The sequence below is a fragment of the Bradyrhizobium sp. LA6.1 genome, assembly GCF_040547805.1.
Classification (GTDB): domain Bacteria; phylum Pseudomonadota; class Alphaproteobacteria; order Rhizobiales; family Xanthobacteraceae; genus Bradyrhizobium; species Bradyrhizobium barranii.
The window spans coordinates 479,747-498,135 of the sequence record NZ_JBEPQK010000005.1; the positions used below are offsets into that span (position 1 = coordinate 479,747).

18 protein-coding genes are annotated in these 18,389 nt (G+C 64.5%); 5 read left to right on the forward strand and 13 right to left on the reverse strand.

Features of this window, described 5'->3' with window-relative positions; genetic code table 11:
- Positions 1-51 precede the first annotated feature (51 nt).
- Together ABIB99_RS16135 and ABIB99_RS16140 are read right to left on the reverse strand one after the other, a co-directional pair.
- Positions 52-963, reverse strand: a complete 912-nt coding sequence (locus ABIB99_RS16135; RefSeq protein ID WP_063985668.1) for an amino acid ABC transporter substrate-binding protein — start codon at positions 961-963, stop codon at positions 52-54.
- Positions 964-1,063: 100 nt separating this feature from the next.
- A complete protein-coding gene (locus ABIB99_RS16140) occupies positions 1,064-2,449 on the reverse strand; it encodes a M20 family metallopeptidase (protein WP_063985669.1) in 1,386 nt (461 codons plus the stop codon).
- A gap of 284 nt (positions 2,450-2,733) precedes the next feature.
- Between ABIB99_RS16140 and ABIB99_RS16145 the strand changes: the two genes are divergently transcribed.
- Complete coding sequence (locus ABIB99_RS16145) at positions 2,734-4,113, forward strand: LLM class flavin-dependent oxidoreductase (protein WP_166344830.1); 1,380 nt, start codon at positions 2,734-2,736, stop codon at positions 4,111-4,113.
- Positions 4,114-4,342: 229 nt separating this feature from the next.
- On the opposite strand, the gene ABIB99_RS16150 is transcribed toward ABIB99_RS16145, so the two are convergent.
- Positions 4,343-6,004, reverse strand: a complete 1,662-nt coding sequence (locus tag ABIB99_RS16150) for a thiamine pyrophosphate-binding protein (RefSeq protein WP_354176561.1) — start codon at positions 6,002-6,004, stop codon at positions 4,343-4,345.
- Positions 6,005-6,155: 151 nt separating this feature from the next.
- On the opposite strand from ABIB99_RS16150, the gene ABIB99_RS16155 reads away from it, so the two are divergent.
- The gene (locus ABIB99_RS16155) at positions 6,156-6,587 is read left to right on the forward strand and encodes a TfoX/Sxy family protein (protein WP_354176562.1); all 432 of its coding nucleotides are present in this window, start codon (positions 6,156-6,158) and stop codon (positions 6,585-6,587) included.
- Here ABIB99_RS16155 and ABIB99_RS16160 read toward each other — a convergent pair.
- The 3 genes from ABIB99_RS16160 to ABIB99_RS16170 all read right to left on the reverse strand — a co-directional run bounded on the left by ABIB99_RS16160 (position 6,541) and on the right by ABIB99_RS16170 (position 10,015).
- Positions 6,541-7,047, reverse strand: a complete 507-nt coding sequence (locus tag ABIB99_RS16160) for a GFA family protein (RefSeq protein WP_354176563.1) — start codon at positions 7,045-7,047, stop codon at positions 6,541-6,543. The genes ABIB99_RS16155 and ABIB99_RS16160 overlap by 47 nt on opposite strands.
- A 224-nt stretch (positions 7,048-7,271) precedes the next feature.
- Positions 7,272-8,399, reverse strand: a complete 1,128-nt coding sequence (locus ABIB99_RS16165; RefSeq protein WP_354176565.1) for an alkene reductase — start codon at positions 8,397-8,399, stop codon at positions 7,272-7,274.
- A 119-nt stretch (positions 8,400-8,518) separates the two neighbouring features.
- Positions 8,519-10,015 carry an aldehyde dehydrogenase family protein gene (locus tag ABIB99_RS16170; RefSeq protein ID WP_247315642.1) on the reverse strand — a complete coding sequence of 499 codons (1,497 nt, stop codon included), beginning with the start codon at positions 10,013-10,015 and terminating at the stop codon, positions 8,519-8,521.
- Between the two features lie 183 nt (positions 10,016-10,198).
- On the opposite strand from ABIB99_RS16170, the gene ABIB99_RS16175 reads away from it, so the two are divergent.
- Positions 10,199-11,044 (forward strand): SDR family NAD(P)-dependent oxidoreductase, encoded by an 846-nt coding sequence (locus ABIB99_RS16175; protein ID WP_354176567.1) that lies wholly within the window; start codon positions 10,199-10,201, stop codon positions 11,042-11,044.
- 158 nt (positions 11,045-11,202) lie between these two features.
- Here the strand turns inward: ABIB99_RS16175 and ABIB99_RS16180 are convergent, their stop codons facing one another.
- From ABIB99_RS16180 to ABIB99_RS16205, 6 genes are all read right to left on the reverse strand, one after another.
- Positions 11,203-11,409, reverse strand: coding sequence for a hypothetical protein (locus tag ABIB99_RS16180; RefSeq protein ID WP_014491844.1), 207 nt, complete (start codon positions 11,407-11,409; stop codon positions 11,203-11,205).
- A 73-nt stretch (positions 11,410-11,482) separates the two neighbouring features.
- On the reverse strand, positions 11,483-11,896 hold the full coding sequence (locus ABIB99_RS16185) for a Rieske (2Fe-2S) protein (protein WP_354176568.1): 414 nt from the start codon (positions 11,894-11,896) through the stop codon (positions 11,483-11,485).
- Positions 11,897-11,917: 21 nt separating this feature from the next.
- Positions 11,918-13,030 (reverse strand): amidohydrolase family protein, encoded by a 1,113-nt coding sequence (locus tag ABIB99_RS16190; protein WP_354176570.1) that lies wholly within the window; start codon positions 13,028-13,030, stop codon positions 11,918-11,920.
- 71 nt (positions 13,031-13,101) lie between these two features.
- Complete coding sequence (locus tag ABIB99_RS16195) at positions 13,102-14,163, reverse strand: amidohydrolase family protein (RefSeq protein ID WP_354176572.1); 1,062 nt, start codon at positions 14,161-14,163, stop codon at positions 13,102-13,104.
- Positions 14,164-14,413: 250 nt separating this feature from the next.
- Entirely contained in the window at positions 14,414-14,689 is a 276-nt protein-coding gene (locus tag ABIB99_RS16200) for a YiaA/YiaB family inner membrane protein (protein ID WP_014491840.1), read from the reverse strand.
- 40 nt (positions 14,690-14,729) lie between these two features.
- Complete coding sequence (locus ABIB99_RS16205) at positions 14,730-15,425, reverse strand: PspA/IM30 family protein (protein WP_071909451.1); 696 nt, start codon at positions 15,423-15,425, stop codon at positions 14,730-14,732.
- 103 nt (positions 15,426-15,528) lie between these two features.
- Here ABIB99_RS16205 and ABIB99_RS16210 point away from each other — a divergent pair, with 103 nt between their 5' ends.
- Together ABIB99_RS16210 and hydA are read left to right on the forward strand one after the other, a co-directional pair.
- Entirely contained in the window at positions 15,529-16,137 is a 609-nt protein-coding gene (locus ABIB99_RS16210; RefSeq protein ID WP_354176574.1) for a TetR/AcrR family transcriptional regulator, read from the forward strand.
- A gap of 114 nt (positions 16,138-16,251) precedes the next feature.
- The gene (gene hydA / locus ABIB99_RS16215) at positions 16,252-17,706 is read left to right on the forward strand and encodes a dihydropyrimidinase (protein ID WP_354176575.1); all 1,455 of its coding nucleotides are present in this window, start codon (positions 16,252-16,254) and stop codon (positions 17,704-17,706) included.
- Positions 17,707-17,709: 3 nt separating this feature from the next.
- Here hydA and ABIB99_RS16220 read toward each other — a convergent pair whose 3' ends face one another.
- A complete protein-coding gene (locus ABIB99_RS16220; RefSeq protein WP_354176576.1) occupies positions 17,710-18,387 on the reverse strand; it encodes a peroxiredoxin-like family protein in 678 nt (225 codons plus the stop codon).
- Between the last annotated feature and the right edge of the window lie 2 nt (positions 18,388-18,389).

The window sequence follows — 18,389 nt, forward strand, 5'->3', positions numbered from 1 at the left end:
GGTGTCAAGAGTGGCCGGACATGATCCCGATCCGGAGACCGAGGTTATATCTTACTTGTAGTCGTCCGGGTTCGGCGAGTCCGAAGGTTTCGCGAACTCGTTCTTCAGCTCGGCCGAGATCGGGGTGTTGAGGTTGAGGCCCTTCGGCGGGATCTTGGCCGTGAACCACTTATCGTAGATTTTCAGGCCCTCGCCGGAGGTGTAGAGCGCAGCGGTTGCTGCATCGACCACCTTCTTGAACGGCGCGTCGTCCTTGCGCAGCATGATGCCGTAGGGCTCAGGCTTGGAGAACGCGTCCTTGGAGATGACATAGTCGTCCGGCGTCTTCGAGCCGGCAACGAGGCTCGCGAGCAGAACGTCGTCCATCACGAAGGCGACCGCGCGGTCGGTCTCGACCATCAGGAAGGCCTCGGCATGGTCTTTGGCCGGGATGATATTGGCGCCCAGGCTCTTCGCGACATTGGCCTCGGTGAGCTGCTTGATGTTGGTGGTGCCGGCGGTGGAGACCACCGTCTTGCCCTTGAGATCGTCGATCGACTTCAGGCCGCTCGACTTCTTGAAGACGTAGCGGCTGGCAGTCAGATAGTGCGTGTTGGTGAAGGCCACCTGCTTCTGGCGGTCGGCATTGTTGGTGGTCGAGCCGCATTCGAGGTCGATGGTGCCGTTGGCCATCAGCGGAATACGCGTCGCCGAAGTCACCGGATTGAGCTTGACCTCGAGCTTGTCGAGCTTGAGCTCCTTCTTCACGGCGTCGACGATCTTGTAGCAGATGTCCATCGCGAACCCGACGGGCTTCTGGTTGTCGTCGAGATAGGAGAACGGGATCGAGGAATCGCGGAAACCGAGCGTGATGGCGCCGGTGTCCTTGATGTTCTTCAACGTGCCGGTCAGCTCCTGGGCCCCGGCCTGGCTGACGGCGAAGGTCGCGGCGAGCGCGAGGCCGATGCTACGGAAATGTCTCACTTTTTTATTCCCCTTTCAGGATGATGCGGCCCGGATGCAAGCACAGATTGGGCCGGATTAGAATGTGACTTTCGGCTGGATTGCGGCTCAGGTTAATGGCTCAGCCGAGTGGCTTGGGCAATTCCCCGAGATCCCAGAACAGCCCGGCCATCACCGTCAAGGCCTCTTCGGTCAATGGCAGCAGGATGTGCTCATTGGGCGCATGCTGGGAGCAGCCGGGATAGGAGTGCGGGACCCAGATCGTCGGCAGGCCCAGGATCTCGGAAAACACGTCGTTGGGCAGCGAACCGCCGAAATTCGGCAAAACGGCCGGCGCCTTGCCGGTGGTCTCTTTCACCGAATCCGCCGCCCATGTGATCCAGGGGCTGTCGAAATCGGTGCGCGACGCCGCAAAGCTCTGGGCGGCCCGTACCTCGACCATCGGAAAGCCCTTTTGCACCAGATGCGCGCGGACCGCATCGATCAGGCCGTCGACCTTGGTGCCGACCACGAAACGCAGTTGCAGCACGGCATTGGCGTGGCCGGGGATGGCATTCGCGGGCTTCTCGATATTACCGGACGACATCGCCAGCACTTCGAGCGTGTTCCAGGCATAGAGCCGCTCGGCGGCCGACAGCCCTTCCTCGCCCCAGTTCTCCGCGAGCGCCGGCTCGTCCTCGGTCGGCACCACCTGTACGTCGGCGAGATAGCTGCGGATCTGGTTGGTAAGCCGCGGCGGCTTCAACGCGTCGAGCTGAAGCCGGCCATGGCCGTCGACCAGCGTCGAGATCGCGTTGACGAGAATTGTCGCGGGGTTGGCGAGCACGCCGCCCCAATTGCCGGAATGATGGCCGCCATCGCGCAGATTGACGTCGAGATGAATGCGGATGCCGCCACGGCAGCCCAGGAACAAGGTCGGCCGGTCGGCCGACAGGCGCGGTCCGTCGGAGGCCATGAACAGATCGGCCTTGAGCGCATCGCGATTGAGGTCGCAGACCTTGCCGAGATCGGGCGAGCCGATTTCCTCGCCCATTTCGACGATGAATTTTGCGTTGAAGCCGAGCTTGCCGCCGCGGGCCTCGCGCACCGCGCGGAGTGCCGCCATGTTGATGCTGTGCTGGCCCTTGTTGTCGGCGGTGCCACGGCCATAGAGCCGCGTGCCCGCAACCGTCGTGCGCCAGGGATCGCGGCCGTCGCGCCACTCCCCCTCCATGCCGTCGACGACGTCACCATGGCCGTAGATCAGCACGGTTGGCGCTGACGCGCTCTCATGATGCTCGGCGAACAGGAACGGCGCCTTGCCGCTCGGGGATTCGACGATGCGGCTGGTAAAGTCGAGCGCAGCAAAGGAGGGGATCATCTCCTGTTCCAGATAGGAACGCAGTTCGGCGCCGCGCGACGGATTCTGGCTCTCGGTCTTGAAGGCGACGCGGCGGTCGAGTTCAGCGAGGAACGCGCCGGATTTGAAATCCTCACGGGCGCGGGAGATGGCGTCGGCTCTGGTCATGATTTGCTTTTCGGACTTCGAGGCGAAGGACCCTACCCGAGACAGGGTGGCCTTCGAAAGTGGCGGGGACTTGGACAGTTCTTGTAGTTCTCTTGCGATTTCGTTCTTGCTCTCTTGAGATTGGCTTGCCAAGAGCGGGAGCGCCGCTGATTTTGGCCTTGCCAAGCGCAAGCCTTTCTATTCTTGGCCCTTGCCAAGGGCCAAGAATATGCAAGAACTTCGCCAAGTTGAGGCGCACGTTTATCATTCGAAGAGCGCTCGGTACAGGGCGCCGGGGGATCATCATGGCCAAGCAGATCAGGCTCAACGCCTTTGCGATGAATTGCGTCGCGCATCAATCACCCGGGCTGTGGACCCATCCGCGCGATCGCACCGCCGAATATAACCGCCTGCCCTACTGGATCGATCTCGCCAGGACGCTGGAACGCGGCCGTTTCGACGGGTTGTTCCTGGCCGACGTGCTCGGGGTCTATGACGTCTATGGCAACAGCCCTGACGCGGCCTTGCGCAATGCAGCGCAGACGCCGTCGAACGAGCCGCTGCTGCTGCTCTCGGCGATGGCGGCGGTGACGAAAAATCTCGGCTTCGGCGTCACCAGCAATCTGTCCTTCGAGCCGCCCTACCCGTTCGCACGGCGGATGTCGACGCTCGACCATCTCACCGAGGGACGGATCGGCTGGAATGTCGTCACCGGCTATCTCGACAGCGCCGCGCGCGGCGCCGGCAAGGACAAGCAGACCGGACACGACGATCGCTACGACATCGCCGACGAATATATGGAGGTGGTCTACAAGCTCTGGGAAGGCAGCTGGGAGGACGACGCCGTGCTGCGCGACCGGGCGCGCGGCATCTTCACCGATCCGAGCAAGGTTCATCGCATCAATCATGAGAGCGCGAATTACCGCATCAACAACACCATCCACCTGAGCGAGCCGTCGCCGCAGCGGACGCCGGTGCTGTACCAGGCCGGCACCTCGCCGCGCGGCCGGCAATTCGCGGCGAAGCATGCCGAATGCGTGTTCATGTCGGGACCGTCGGCCAAGATCATTGCGCCGCGCGTCTCCGCGATCCGCCAGGAAGCCGCCGCGCTCGGCCGCAATCCGGCGGAGATCCTGATGTTCAACATGATGACGATCATCCTCGGCAACACGGAAGCCGAAGCGGCGGCCAAGTATGCCGACTACCGGTCGCATATCAGTCCGGAAGGCGCGCTGGCCCTGATGTCGGGATGGACCGGCATCGACTTCTCCGGCTACGAGCTCGACCAGCAGGTGCGTCACGTCCAGAACGATGCCGGCCGCAGCGCACTCGACAACGTCACCCGCGGCGACCCTGACCGCGTCTGGACCGTCCGCGACGTCATCGAGCATGTCGGCATCGGCGGCGCCGGCCCGGTCGTGGTCGGCACGCCCGAGAGCGTCGCAGACAAGATCGAGGATTGGTTCGAGAAGACTGACGTCGACGGTCTCAACGTCGCCTTTGCGATCTCGCCCGGCGATTTCGAGGATATCGCCGACATGCTGGTGCCGGAGCTGACCAAACGCGGCCGCTACAAGCCGGAATACGCAAAGGGCACGCTGCGGGAGAAGCTGTTCGGCGACGGCCGTGCGAGGCTCGGTGCACCGCATCCGGCGGCGGGGTATCGGGTGGGGAAGAAGGGGTAGAAGCCGCTAGGTACGCTGTCATGCCCCGGCTTGCCGCCTTCGCCCAAAGGCTTCGGCGGCCGAGCACCCTTGTGGCCCCGGCGTAGCCTTGGCGGAGCCGGGACCGGGGCATCCAGTACGCCGCGGCCTATCGAGGAATCACAGCCGTCTCTGGAATACTGGATCGCCCGATCCGGTCGGGCGATGACAGCTGAGAACGTGGCGAGCACCGACGCGATGGCGCGCTGCCCTACACCTTTCCGTCCACCATCACCTCGATCAGCTTCGTTCCGGGGCGGTTGAACGCCGATGACAACGTCGCCTTCAACTCACGGGGATCGCTCACCTTGATCGCCTCGCAGCCGAGCGCCTTCGCAATCCCTGCGAAATCCACCGGCGGATCGACGAAATCCATGCCGACGTAATTGTCGTCGCCATGGAAGGCGAGCAGGCGCTGCTTGATGATGCGGTAGCCGCCATTGTTGGCGATGACGACGTTGAGCGGCAGCTTGTGATGTGCCGCCGTCCACAACGACTGGATCGAATACATCGCGCTGCCGTCGCCGGAGAAGCACACCACCGGGCGATCCGGATTGGCGATGCTGGCGCCGACGGAGGCCGGCAGGCCCCAGCCGATGCCGCCGGAGGCAAGCCCATGATAGCCGAAGCGGTCGCGGTGCGGACGCAGCGCCGTGATCTGGCGGCTCGAGGTGAGCCCTTCGTCGACGAGGATCGCATGATCGGGCATGGCCTCGACCATTTGCAGCACCAGGAAATCCGGATCGATCGGGCTGCGGCCGGCGCTCCTGCCGATCTGCTCGACCAGCGCGGCACGCCGCGCGGTCCAGTTCTTCGGCGCGAGCTCGGCGAGGCGCTGCTTTGCGCGGCTTGCCAGCGCAGCGCCGCCCATCTCCTTCAGCACCGGGATCAGCGCCCGCAGCGTTTCCTTCAGATCCGCCTTCAGCGCGATTTCGGCCCCGTAGTTCTTGGCGATCTCCCAATCGACGAGGCCGATCTGGACGATGCCGAGTCCGTCAGGTAGCGCGTCGACTTCGCTGTAGACGGACATGCGCAAGGGATCGCCGCCAAGCGCGATCAGCAGATCGTAAGGCGCAAGCGTGTCGCGCGCGGCCTTCTGCACGCGCGCCAGCGTGCCGACGAAGCTCGGGCTTTCCGAGAGGAAATGCGATCCGTAGGGCGTCGAGGACTGATAGGCGGCCGCGCCCAAAAGCTCGGCGAGTTCGGCGGCCTCCTTCAGTGCATCGCTCTTGACCACCTCGTCCATGGTGACGATGACGGGACGTTCGGCCTTGAGCAGCCGCGCGGCAAACGCCTTCAGCGCCTCGTCCGACGGTTTTGTGCGAGCGTCGATGCGGGTGGAGCGGCCGAGATTGATGCCGGCCTCGCTGTTGAGGATGTCGCCTGGCAGCGAGATAAACACCGGCCCCGTCGGCGGCGTCATCGCGACCTTGGCGGCGCGGCGCACGATGCGCGGCAGATCTTCCAGCCGCGTCACCTCGACCGCCCATTTCACCAGCGGCTCGGCCATACGCACCAGCGGGCCATAAAGCACCGGCTCCATCAGGCCGTGGCCCTGCTCCTGCTGGCCCGCGGTCAAAATCATCGGCGTGCCCGTGAACTGGGCGTTGTAGAGCGAACCCATCGCATTCCCGAGGCCGGGCGCGACATGGACGTTGCAGGCGACGAGCTTGCCGGAGGCGCGGCTGTAGCCATCCGCGATCGCGACCACCAGGCTCTCCTGCATTGCCATCACATAGGTGAGATCAGGATGGTCCTTCAGCGCATGCATGATCGGCAGCTCGGTGGTGCCGGGATTGCCGAACAGATGGGTGATGCCCTCGTCCTTGAGCAGCGCGAGAAAAGCGGAGCGGCCGGTAATCTTGTTCTTCATGTTTCCTCCAGGCCCCGCGGGCGCTGCCGCAAGGTGAGGCATGATGGCCGAACTTGGCCGAGGCACGCAAGGAAGCGCCGTCATGGCAGACTTGCGTCGGCGCGGGCAAGCTGGGAACATGCTCGCGCGTAAGCCTGCACGGGGAGACGCGATGGCCTATGACGAGAACACCACGGCGCGGGTGCGCAAATTGCTGGCGGGTCAGCGAGACGTCGCGGAAAAGAAGATGATGGGCGGCCTCTGCTTCATGGTGAACAACACCATGTGCTGCACCGTAAGCGGGCGCGGCGGCATGCTGATCCGCGTCGGCCCGGACGCGCATGCACGCATGCTGCAGGAGCCGCACACAAGCCCGATGGAAATGCGCGGGCGCATCATGACCGGCTTCGTGCGCGTCGCGCCGGACGGCTATCAGAGCGATGCCGAGCTGAAAAATTGGGTCAAGCGCGGGCTCGACTTCGTGGCGGCGACTACCGCGGGACGCAAAGCGGCGCCGCGGAAGGCTGTTGCGGCCAAGACCAAGGTCGCCGCCAAGGCTAAAGCACCTCCTCGCGACCGAGCTCGAAAGGGTCTTCGCCGCTAGCGCGCTTCTTCTTTTTCGAGCGCTGCCAGACCACGCCGGGAAAGCCCTTCAGCGGCACCAGCGGCTCGCCGGTATAGGCCCATTCCTGAAGCTCTTCGATCGCGATGTGATAGAGCGGCTGGCGGCCGGTACGCTCCTTGAACAGCGCGCGAGGGATGTTGACCATATGCGGCCCACGCGGACGCTCATAGGCGATCGGCGTGCCGCAATGGGCGCAGAAGCTGCGCGCAGTGCTGGTGGCCTTGTCCTCGTAGCGGGCCAGCGCGGTTTTCCCTGAGGTGATGCGAAAGCGCTTCTTCCAGCTCCCGACATAGGTCGCATAGGCCGCGCCGTGCGCGCGGCGGCTGGCGGCCGAATGATCATGCCAGGCCCAACGCGCGGGGACGTCGATCTCGAAGGTGACCTTGCCGCAGAGGCATTGGCCGGTGGCGGTTCCTGCGGCGACTGCGGCTTTGGCCATGGTCTCTCTCCGTCGTCATTGCGAGCGCAGCGAAACAATCCAGACTGCCCCTGCGGAAAGACTCTGGATTGCTTCGCTACGCTCGCAATGACGGAGTTTGTGGGCTCGTCGGAGCTACGAATATAGACCTGTAGCCCGGATGGAGCGAAGCGCAATCCGGGGAAGTCTATCGGCGAGGTGAGAAACCCGGATTTCGCTGCGCTCCATCCGGGCTACGAAGGTCTCTACGCCGTCGCGAGCTCGTCATACACCGGGTAATCCGTATACCCCTTCTCCTCGCCGCCATAGAACGTCGCACGGTTGTACGGCGTGATCGGATAGTCGTGCCGAAGGCGGCGCGGCAGATCGGGGTTGGAGATGAAGATGCGGCCGAAGGCGATGATGTCGGCATGACCGTCGGCGATCGCCGCATTCGCGGTCTCGCCGGTGAATCCGCCGGCAGTCATCAGCACACCACTGTAGAGCGGACGAAACAGCACCATCGCCGACGGCACGTTCTCCCAGTGGACGTCGGCACGGCCGGCGCCGCTGGAGCGCGGCTCGATGAAGTGAAGATAGGCAAGGCCGAGCTTGTCGATCGCCTTCACGACGTGCGTGTAAAGCGGCATCGGATCGGGCTCGCCGGAATCATTGGCGATGCCGTGGGGCGACAGCCGCACGCCGACTCGGTTCGCCCCCCAGACGTCGATCGCCGCTTGCGTGACTTCGAGCAGAAGCCGCGCGCGGTTCTCGATTCCGCCGCCATACTGATCGGTGCGCTGGTTGCTGCGCGACTGCAAAAACTGCTCGAGCAGGTAGCCGTTGGCGCCGTGGATCTCGACGCCGTCGAAGCCGGCGGCGAGCGCGTTCTTGGCGCCCTGCCGGAAGGCCTCGACGATGCCCTTGACCTCGTCGGTCTCCAGCGCGCGCGGGGTCTCGTAATCAGAAATCTTGCCGTCGGCGGTCATCGCCTTCATGCCTTCGGCCTTGATCGCAATCGCCGAAGCCGAGACCGGCGGCTCACCGCCGTGGAAGGACGAATGCGAGACGCGGCCGACATGCCAGAGCTGAAGGAAGATGATGCCGCCGTTGGCGTGCACGGCATCCGTCACCTTGCGCCAGCCGGCGATCTGCGCCTCCGAATAGATGCCGGGCGTCGCGGGGTTGCCGCGGCCATGCGAGAGCACGGGGGACGCTTCAGCGATGATCAAGCCGCCTTGCGTGGCGCGCTGACCGTAATATTCGGCGTTGAGCGGCCGCGGCGAGAAGCTCTCGCGCTCGGCGCGCATGCGCGTCAACGGCGCCAACGCGACGCGATGCGCCAGCTTGTACGGACCGACCTGCAACGGTTTGAACAACGCCTCGAATTTCATGTGGGCCTCAGACGGCTATGGAAGGATGCGGATCATATAGCGAGGGGCGGCCCCTGGAAAAGGCGCAGCCCCATTAAAAGCAGATATTCCCTCTCGCGGAACGCCGGAGAGAGCAGGCCCTACGCCGTCTTGATCCAGACGGCCTTCACGTTGAGATATTCCTCGACATGCTGCTTGCCGGACTCGCGGCCATAGCCGCTCATCTTGTAGCCGCCGAAGGGCACGGCCGGGTCCATCGCCTGGTAGCAGTTCACCCACACCGAGCCGGCGCGCAAGCTCTTCGCAACCGCATGCGCCTTGCTGACGTCGCGCGTCCACAGGCCCGAGCCGAGGCCGAACGTGGTGTTGTTGGCGCGCTTGACCAGCTCGTCCATGTCCTTGAACGCGATCGCGGAGATGACGGGACCAAAAATCTCCTCCTGCGCGATGCGCATGTTGTCCTGCACGCCCGCGAACACCGTCGGCGAGACGAAGAAGCCCTTCGACAGAGCGCCTTCGGTGACACGGCCACCGCCGGCGAGCGCACGCGCGCCTTCCTTTTGGCCGATGTCGAGATAGCCGGTGACGCGCTTGAGTTGCTCCTCGGACACGAGCGGGCCGATCTGCACATTGGGATCGAGGCCGTTGCCGACCTGCAGCTTCTTGCCGAACTCGGCGACGCGGCCGACGAACTCTTCGTAGACCGACTGCTCGACGAACAGGCGCGTGCCGGCGCTGCAGATCTGGCCGGAATTGGCGAACACCGCCATCGCGGCGCCGGGGACGGCGGCATCGAGATCGGCATCGGCGAACACGATGTCCGGCGACTTGCCGCCGAGCTCGAGCGAGACGCGCTTGAGGTTGCCGGCCGAGGCGCGGATGATCGATTGTCCCGTGACATGCGAGCCGGTGAAGGCGACCTTGTCGACATCATGATGCGAGGCAAGCGCAGCGCCCGCGGTCTCGCCATAGCCGGGCACGACGTTGATGACGCCCGGCGGCACGCCGGCCTCCATCGCGAGCTCGGCGATGCGCAGCGAGGTGAGCGGCGCCTCTTCGGCGGGCTTCAGCACCACGGTGCAGCCGGTCGCGATCGCCGGGCCGATCTTCCAGATGGTCGCGGTGAGCGGGCCGTTCCAGGGAATGATGGCGCCAACGACGCCGATCGGCTCCTTCAGCGTGTAGGAGAAGATTTCGCCGGGCAGCGAGTTCTCGATGGTCTCGCCATGGATCGCCGTGGTCTGGCCGGCGTAATAGCGCAACATGCCGACGGCGCGCAGGCGATAGGCGCGGGTGCGGCTGAGCGGCGCGCCCATGTCGAGCGTGTCGAGCTGCGACAATTCGTCGAAATTCTTCTCGACGAGGTCGGCGAGCTTGAGCAGCAGGTTCTGCCGCTCGAACGGTTTTACTTTGCTCCAGGGGCCTTCGAAGGCACGGCGAGCGGCCGCAACGGCACGGTCGATGTCTTCCTTGTCGCCCTCGGCGACCGTCGCCAGCAATTCGCCGGTGGCGGGGTTGTGGGTCTCGAAGCGCTTGCCTGAGGCAGCATCGACCCACTTCCCGTCGATCAGCATCTGCTTGTAGGACCCGTTGGCGAACGGATGGCGCGTGATCGGAATAGCCTGCGACACAGCCATGGCTGCACTCCCTGTCAAATGATTGATTGGTTCGATCTGGGCGGGATCGTTAGGTCGAGTAGAATACAGCGGTGGCGGAGAGGCGTAAAGGCGGCGTGGAACGAAGACCTCCCATGCCGACTTGTGCAGGGTCGCGCGAGTGCCATGTTATAGCTCGACCGAGCCCTTCCCCGGAGACCAACCATGCCACATTCCGCCATCGTCAAAGACAGTGTCGCCGTGATCACGGGCGGCGCATCCGGCATCGGATTGGCTGCCGCGCTGGCCTTCGCGCGCGCCGGCTTGAAGGTGTGCATCGCAGATGTGGATCAGGCGCGGCTGGCGGAAGCTGCAACAAAACTGTCATCCGTCACGCCTGCCACATATGTGATGACGTTCGCGGTCGATGTCAGCAAGGCCGAGAGCGTAACGGAACTGGAACGCGCCGTGCGCGAGCGCTTCGGCGGCACCGACATCCTCATGAACAATGCCGGCATCCAGCCCGGCAGCACGCTGTTCGCCGAGCCCGACAACTGGCAGCGGATCATCGGCGTCAACATGTGGGGCATCATCAACGGCTCGCGCATCTTCGCGCCCGGCATGATCGCGCGCGGCAGGCGCGGCCTAATCATCAACACCGGCTCGAAGCAGGGCATCACCACGCCGCCCGGCGATCCCGCCTACAACGTCTCCAAGGCCGGCGTGAAGGCGTTTACGGAAGCGCTCCAGCACGAGCTGCGCAACACGAAGGACTGCCGCATCACCGCGCATCTGCTGATCCCCGGCTTCGTCTTCACCGGCCTGACCGCAAAGGGCCGCATCGAGAAGCCGGCCGGAGCCTGGACGGCGGAGCAGACCGTGGATTTCATGCTGGCCCGGCTGGAGGCCGGCGACTTCTACATTCTGTGTCCAGACAACGACGTGCCGCGCGCGCTCGACGAGAAGCGGATGCTGTGGGCGGCAGGAGACATCGTCGAGAACCGCCCGCCGCTGTCGCGCTGGCACCCGGACTATGCCAACGCGTTCGCGAAGTTCGTGAAGGGGGAGTGACTATCAGACCCTCATGGTGAGGAGCGCGGAACGCGCGTCTCGAACCATGAAGGCCCGCTGCGACAGCTCGGCCTCTATCCTTCGAGACGCCCGCTTTCAGCGGGCTCCTCAGGATGAGGAGCTAGAGCCTCGCGGCGCGGCAATACCGCGCAAGCGCCCTACAGCGTCTCCTGCTGATGCCCGCAATTCTTGCACGCGAATTTGACCCGGCTCTGGCCCTTTTCCGCCTGCACCCGGTTCGGCGCACCGCACTTGCCGCAGACGGCCTCGATGCGGGTCGAGCCCTGCTTGACGACGATGGTCTTCTTTTCCATCGATTCGCGGATCAGGCGCTCGGCCTCCTCACGCAGGGATTGTTTCGACAAAGCTCATCTCCGCCTCTGGAAAGCGCGAGAGCCATAACGCACCTACGTTGGAATCTCAATCGGCAATGCCGGCTCAGACCTCGACAATCACATAGCTGTCTTCGACATGAACCGGAAACGTCTCGGCGACATACGGGCCCTTCTGCAACTCTTCGCCACGTTCCACCGCGACCGGATAGGACCGGATCTTGACCCGTTTCGGATCGAACCAGGACTGGCCGTTGCGCATGTCGAATTCCCAGCCGTGCCAGGGACAGCGCAGCATCTCGCCGACGCGCGAGCGCTCATAGATTCCGGGCTCGGGCGAGGTCAGCCGCGCTACGCAGGCCGCCTTCTCCAGCGGCGCGCCCTCATGAGGGCAGCGGTTCAGCAGTGCGAAGAACTCGCCGTTAACGTGGAACACGACGATGTCGCGGCCCGCGATATCGACGACCTTGTTGCCGCCGGGCGGGATCTCCGAGGTGGACGCGACGATGTGACGGGCCATATCCGTTCAGAACCTCTTTGCTCAGAACTTGTAGACCGCGCGGGCGTTGGTGCTGAAGATCTTCTTCCGCTCGGCTTCAGAGAGCGGCGTCTTGAAGGCGAAGCGCGGATCGTCGAAATCCCAGTGCGGATAGTCCGACGAAAACAGAAGACGGTCGATGCCGACCCATTCGATCAGCGAACGCAGATGCCGCGCCTCGTCGGGCTCGTCGATCGGCTGCGTCGTGAACCAGAAGTTTTCGCGCACATATTCCGACGGCTTGCGCCTGAGATGCGGCACCTCGCTGCGGAAGCGTTCGAAATGCTGGTCCATCCGCCACACCGCCGACGGGATCCAGCCGAAGCCGCCCTCGATGAAGACGATCTTCAGCTTTGGAAACCGTTCCGGCACGCCCTCGATGACGAGGCTCGCAAGCTGCGCCGCGATGGTGTGGGCGTTGGACTGGTGCTCCTCGACATAATAAGACGGCCAGCCGCCGCCGGTCGGCGCGTGTCCGCCATAGCCGCCGACATGGATGCCGAGCGGCAGATCGAGCGCCTGCGCGCGTTCGTAGATCGGCCAATAGCGGCGGCGGCCAAGCGGCTCGTTGGCGCGCGGCGAGACGTTGATCTGGATGTATTCGCCGCTTCTGGCACAGCGTTCGATCTCGGCAATGGCGAGGTCCACGCCATCCTGCCCGACCAGGATCGAGGCCTTCAGGCGGGGATCACGATGCGACCAGAACGCCAATTGCCAATCGTTGATGGCGCGCTGGATCGCCGCGCCGAATTCCAGGTTCTGCTGCGAAAAGATGAAGAGGTCGAGCACCTGCAGGATGCCGAACTCGACATCGAGCGGATCGAGATGCTGCTTCTGCATGAAGGCGAGATCCGAGCCCGGCACCCCACCCGTCGGCGGCCAGGCGTCGCGCCGTGCGATCAGCGGCGATGAGCGCGGATAGGGCGTGGTGAAGAGATAGGGCGTGCGCAGATGGCTGCCATATTCCTTCAGATGCTGCTGCCAGCGCTTTGGCAGAAACTCGTTGAGGTCGTCCGTGGAACGCAGGCTGGGATGCACATCGCAATCGACGATGCGCAGCCTTGAGGCGGCGGGCTTCTCGTCGTCGCGCAACGGGCGGTCGATGACGTCACTCATGCAAACCTCCAAACTTTTTGTTTGCGCATGATCTTATCGGAAAACCGGTACCCACTTTTCCGGATCATGCGTCAGTTGATCGACAACCGCGGAAACGTTTCCAGCGGATTGTCGACGCACATCTTCGCGATGATGCTCTTCGGCAGGTTCGGCGGGATCGGATCGTCGCCGTCGAACTGCCAGTGCGGATAGTCGGACGCGAACAAAAACATCTTTTCCGAGCCGATCTGGTCGATGATCTCCTCGACGCTTCTTGCATCAGTCGGCGCATCGAACGGCTGCATGGTGACGCGGAAATTGTCGCGGATGATCGCTGCCGGCTCGCGCTCGACCCAGGGAACCTCGACGCGCACGCCGCGCCAGGTCTTGTTGGCGCGCCACATGAAGGCCGGCAGCCAGCTCACGCCGGATTCCATCAGCACGACCTTCAGGTTCGGAAACTTGCCGAAAACGCCTTCATAAATGAGGCTCAGGATCTGCGCCTGAAACGCCTGCGCCTCGACGAAGTAATATTCGTAGCGGTGCGACGGCCAGCCGGCCGAGCTCGGCGCCTGGCGATATTGCGTGCCGGCATGGATCGCCAGCGGTAGCTGGTACTTCTCGGCGAGCCGGTAGACCGGCCAGAAATGCCGCCGGCCCAGCAGCGTCTCGCCCTGCGCCAACACCAGGATGGAGACGAAACGATTGTCGCCGGCGCGGCGCTCGATCTCCTCGATCGCGAGATCCGGGTCCTGCATCGGCACCACGATGGAGGCCCGCATGCGGGGATCGCGCGACAGCCATTCGGCGGCGATCCAGTCGTTGATCGCCTTGCAGAAGTCGGCGGCCATATAGGCGTCGAAGACGGCCTGCGCGCCATAGAGCACGTTGAGGATCGCGTGGCTGGCGCCCAATTGATCAAAGGCGCCCTTCTGCACCATGGCGAGGTCGGAGCCGGGCTTGACGCCATTGGCCGGCCGCCAGTCGGCGCGGCCGGTGAGCGGCATGCTTGGTGGATAGGAGGTGAGATCGAGCCCGTCGATGGCGCGGCTCACGACCTGCTCTTTCCAGTGATCGCTGAGATAGGGGAGCAGCGTCGTGCGCGTGCCACCAACCGCCGGGTGGATATCGCAGTCGATCCGCGTCACCGCCATGAAGCTTCCTCGCGCAATCTTATTGGCGGCGTTCTTGTGCGCCGCTTGCGCAGAGTGCCCCTGCCCGCGCTGGCGCGCAAGGTCGCCCGCCCGCGCGATCCGTCATGGCTCGGTTGCATTTCGCAGCAGCGATACGAAGCTCCGCGATCGCCGCTCGCGGCGACCGCTCGAGGATGGATGGTGTCACGGCGCGAGCGGCGGATGCTACGGCACCCACCGCTCCAGCTTCACGCTTCCACGCGCTCTCGCCTCAGGCCGCCTTGGACACTTCCATCAGCAGTCGCTCGGCCTTGGCATCCTCGATGCGATTCACCAGCCGGCTGCTCTCGTGATTGTCGCGGACCGTCTTGGTCAGGGTGATGCAGGTCTGGATCAGCATCACGATGCCCATGGTGAGATAGCCCTTCATCCAGAGATCGATCGGCAGGAAGAAAATGCCGATGGCGACGAGGAACGCGGAGGCTGCGAAGGACGCGTAAGTGAAGGTCACCCAGGCGCTGCTGTGGGGCTGGCCGTTCTGGTTCATGATGGTCTCCTGTCGGTTCGAATGATGATGGGATTTGGGGTCAGGCAGTCGGCATGCGCTTGGACTTCAACCGCGCCAGCACGTCGTCCGCGGTCGTCTTGAGCCGGGGGCCGAAGCCCTGCTCGGCGAGCCGTTCGGCGGTGGCGAGCGGGCCGGAGGCCGCATCGAGCTCGACCAGCGCGTCGTCGGCGGCCTGGGCTTCCATCTGTCGGTCGCGCAGGCGCCTCAAGGTGCTCTCCGCTTCCGGCAGCGTGGATTCGTAAGGGCGTGCCGCCTCGATGCCGCTGCGACGAAGCGAGCGCACCGCTTCCGAGGCACGGGCGACACGACGGCCGCGATCGAGCTCGGTGATGCGGGCTTGCGCGCTTGCGACATGGCGCTTCAGCCTGATGATCTCGGTCGCGAACAGTGCGCGTGCGGTCATCGCCGCATCGCGATCGGCCTCCAAGCCTGCGATGGCTTCGGCGGCATCCTTGGCGAGGTCCTCGCGGCCACCGTCGAGCGCTGCAACCGCGCGGGTCTCGAGATCGGCGATGCGGGCGACGGTCGCCTCGAGCTTGCGGCCTTCCTGCTGGTCCTGGGCGATCGCCAGCGCCAGCGTCCGCTTGCTGCGCTCGACGGCAGCGGCCGCGTCGCGCATCTGCTGGTCGAGGATCAGAAGGGCCGTACGGTCTTCCAGTTCCTCGCCCGCGGCCGCCACGCTGCCGCGGAAAAGTGTCACTACGGTCTTGAACATTTGCTGCTCCCTGTTATGAGCGTTGCTCACAGATGGTTTGTAGCAGAGACCTTGAACATCGTTCAATAAATATTTGAGCGCCGCTCAAGAATTTGATTAATAAATGACTAAAGCCTTGGAACGTCGAGAGAAATTGCGGGCCGACCTGATTCAGGCGGCCGAGCGGATGATCGCTGAGCGAGGGTTGGCGGGTCTCAAAACCCGCGATCTCGCCCGCGAGATCGGCTGCGCCAATGGCGCGGTCTACAATCTCGTCGCCGACGTGGACGAGCTGGTCCTGCGCGTCGGCTCGCGCACGCTGCTCCGGCTCGACGAGGCGCTCAGCGCGGCGGTGAGCGCGGGCAATCCGTCGCCGCAGGAGACGCTGGTCCGCATCGCGATCGCCTATTGCGATTTCGCCGCAGAAAATCTCGAGCTCTGGCGCGCAATGTTCGAGCATCGCATGGAGCCCGGCAAGGAAGTCCCCGACTGGTCCGTCGACGACCAGTTGCAGCTGTTCCGCCACATCTACGCGCCACTGGCAGCGTTGTTTCCGGACAGGGGGAGAGAGGAGCTCGGCATCACCGCACGCAGCCTGTTCTCGGCCGTGCATGGCATGGTGGCGCTGGGGCTCGAGCAGAGGCTGGTCGCCGTGCCGCTGCCGGCGCTGCGGAAGGAAATCGCGGGCCTGGTGCGGGCGATGATCGACGGCTTGATCGCGCGGGCGGCGTAGAAGCCGAGAGAGCGCAGCGAAACCGGCGGCGTCGCCTGACTAAAATTTCGCCTGTCGCATCGCTGGCAGCACGCTTAGCTTTCGCAGCGTCTCGTCCTCTCTCCGGAGTCTCCCATGCCCCTCCTCATCCGCGGCGGCACCGTCGTCAATCATGATCATTCGCGCCGTGCGGACGTGCTGATCGACGGCGAGACCATCGTCGCGATCGGAACATCGCTCGATGCACCGACGGGCGCGGAGATCCTCGATGCCGGCGGCGCCTATGTCATCCCGGGCGGGATCGATCCGCACACCCATCTCGAAATGCCGTTCATGGGCACGGTGACCGCCGACGATTTCGAATCCGGAACGAAGGCGGCGCTGACCGGCGGCACCACCATGGTGGTGGATTTCTGCCTGCCCGATCCCGGCCAGTCGATGCTCGCAGCCTATCAGGAGTGGCGGCACAAATCCGAGAAGGCGGCGACCGACTACGGCTTCCACATGGCGGTCACATCGTGGTCGAAGCAGATCTATGACGAGATGGAGACCGTGGTCAAAACCTACGGCATCAACACCTTCAAGCATTTCATGGCCTACAAGGGCGCGCTGATGGTGAACGACGACGAGCTCTACAACTCGTTCGCGCGCTGCGCCCATCTCGGCGCCATGCCTGTGGTCCATGCGGAAAACGGCGACGTCGTCGCCTTGATGCAGGAAGCGCTGATCGCGCGCGGCGTCACCGGCCCCGAAGGCCACGCCTACTCACGGCCTCCGGAGGTTGAGGGCGAAGCCACCAACCGCGCCATCATGATCGCCGACATGACGGGCACGCCGGTCTATATCGTGCACACGAGCTGCCGCGAAGCGCATGAAGCGATTGCCCGCGCACGGGCTGCTGGGAAACGCGTCTATGGCGAGCCGCTGATCCAGCATCTGTTGCTGGATGCCGGCGAGTACCAGAACAGGGACTGGGACCATTCCGCGCAGCGCGTGATGTCGCCGCCGTTCCGCGACAGATCGCATCAGGACAGTCTTTGGGCCGGCCTGCAATCAGGCTCGCTCCAGGTGGTCGCGACCGACCATTGCGCCTTCACCACCGAGCAGAAGCGGTTCGGGCTCGGCGATTTCAGGAAGATCCCGAACGGCACCGGCGGCCTCGAAGATCGGCTCGCACTGTTGTGGACCGCGGGCGTCGCCACGGGACGGCTCACTAAGGAAGAATTCGTCGCCGTGACCTCGGCGAACATCGCGCGCATCCTCAACATCTACCCGCGCAAGGGCGCCGTCGCCGTCGGTTCGGATGCCGATGTCGTGGTGTGGGACCCCAAGGCGAGCAAGACCATCAGCGCGAAGCGGCAGATGAGCCGGATCGATTACAACGTGTTCGAAGGCTTTGCCTGCACCGGCGGACCGGCCGCGACGCTGTCGCGTGGCCGCGTCGTCTGGAAGGATGGCGATCTCCGCGCCGAGGCCGGCGACGGCCACTACATCGAGCGGCCGGCGTTCTCGCCGGTGCACGTCGCCAACTCGACATGGAAACAACTGACCGCCCCGCGCGCGGTTTCGCGCGGAGCGGTCACGCCGTAGCGATCAGGCCGCCTTGCCGGCCCGCAACCGGTCGAGCACAGGCAGCAATTCGGATGGATCGGGGCGTTGCGTGTAGTCCGGGTTCACCTCCGCATAGGCGATGACGCCGTCGCGGCCGATGACGTAGCGCGCGGGCATCGGCAGCACCCAGGCCGGATTGTCGTTGAACGTCGGCAGGTCGTTCTTGAAGGACTTGTAGAGCGAGACGAGATCGGCCGGCAGCGCGAAGCGGATGCCGAAGGCGTCGGCGAGGCCGCTCGCGACGTCGCTCAGGATCGGGAACGACAGCTTGTTCTCGCGCTCCGACTTACGGCTGTTCGGCGCGGTCTGCGGCGAGATCGCAACCAGGCTCGCACCACGTGCGGCGATCTCCGGCAGCGCCTCCTGCAGCGCCTGGAGCTCGAGGTTGCAATACGGGCACCAGACGCCGCGATAGAACGACACGACCAGCGGTCCCTTCGCGAGCAGGTCGCGCGACGCGACCTGCTTGCCGTCGGGATCCCTGAGGATGAATTCCGGCGCGGCGTCGCCGGCCTTCTTGGCGCGCTGCGCCTGGCCGCTCGCGATCAGTTCGGCGGTGGCGCGTTGCATGGTGTCGAGCGCCTCCTGGTTGGGCTTGAGCGGGAAGCGGCCGGCTTCGAAGTCGGCTTTGAAGGCATCGAGTTTGTCTTGCAGGGCCATGG

Coding starts and splice junctions, on each gene's coding strand:
- ABIB99_RS16165 (WP_354176565.1), bottom strand. CDS start 8,399: ATGAAATTCGAGGCGTTGTTCAAACCGTTGCAGGTCGGTCCGTACAAG.
- ABIB99_RS16205 (WP_071909451.1), bottom strand. CDS start 15,425: ATGTTCAAGACCGTAGTGACACTTTTCCGCGGCAGCGTGGCGGCCGCG.
- ABIB99_RS16185 (WP_354176568.1), bottom strand. CDS start 11,896: ATGGCCCGTCACATCGTCGCGTCCACCTCGGAGATCCCGCCCGGCGGC.
- ABIB99_RS16210 (WP_354176574.1), top strand. CDS start 15,529: ATGACTAAAGCCTTGGAACGTCGAGAGAAATTGCGGGCCGACCTGATT.
- ABIB99_RS16200 (WP_014491840.1), bottom strand. CDS start 14,689: ATGAACCAGAACGGCCAGCCCCACAGCAGCGCCTGGGTGACCTTCACT.
- ABIB99_RS16175 (WP_354176567.1), top strand. CDS start 10,199: ATGCCACATTCCGCCATCGTCAAAGACAGTGTCGCCGTGATCACGGGC.
- ABIB99_RS16140 (WP_063985669.1), bottom strand. CDS start 2,449: ATGACCAGAGCCGACGCCATCTCCCGCGCCCGTGAGGATTTCAAATCC.
- ABIB99_RS16155 (WP_354176562.1), top strand. CDS start 6,156: ATGGCCTATGACGAGAACACCACGGCGCGGGTGCGCAAATTGCTGGCG.
- ABIB99_RS16170 (WP_247315642.1), bottom strand. CDS start 10,015: ATGGCTGTGTCGCAGGCTATTCCGATCACGCGCCATCCGTTCGCCAAC.
- ABIB99_RS16195 (WP_354176572.1), bottom strand. CDS start 14,163: ATGGCGGTGACGCGGATCGACTGCGATATCCACCCGGCGGTTGGTGGC.
- ABIB99_RS16190 (WP_354176570.1), bottom strand. CDS start 13,030: ATGAGTGACGTCATCGACCGCCCGTTGCGCGACGACGAGAAGCCCGCC.
- hydA (WP_354176575.1), top strand. CDS start 16,252: ATGCCCCTCCTCATCCGCGGCGGCACCGTCGTCAATCATGATCATTCG.
- ABIB99_RS16150 (WP_354176561.1), bottom strand. CDS start 6,004: ATGAAGAACAAGATTACCGGCCGCTCCGCTTTTCTCGCGCTGCTCAAG.
- ABIB99_RS16145 (WP_166344830.1), top strand. CDS start 2,734: ATGGCCAAGCAGATCAGGCTCAACGCCTTTGCGATGAATTGCGTCGCG.
- ABIB99_RS16220 (WP_354176576.1), bottom strand. CDS start 18,387: ATGGCCCTGCAAGACAAACTCGATGCCTTCAAAGCCGACTTCGAAGCC.
- ABIB99_RS16160 (WP_354176563.1), bottom strand. CDS start 7,047: ATGGCCAAAGCCGCAGTCGCCGCAGGAACCGCCACCGGCCAATGCCTC.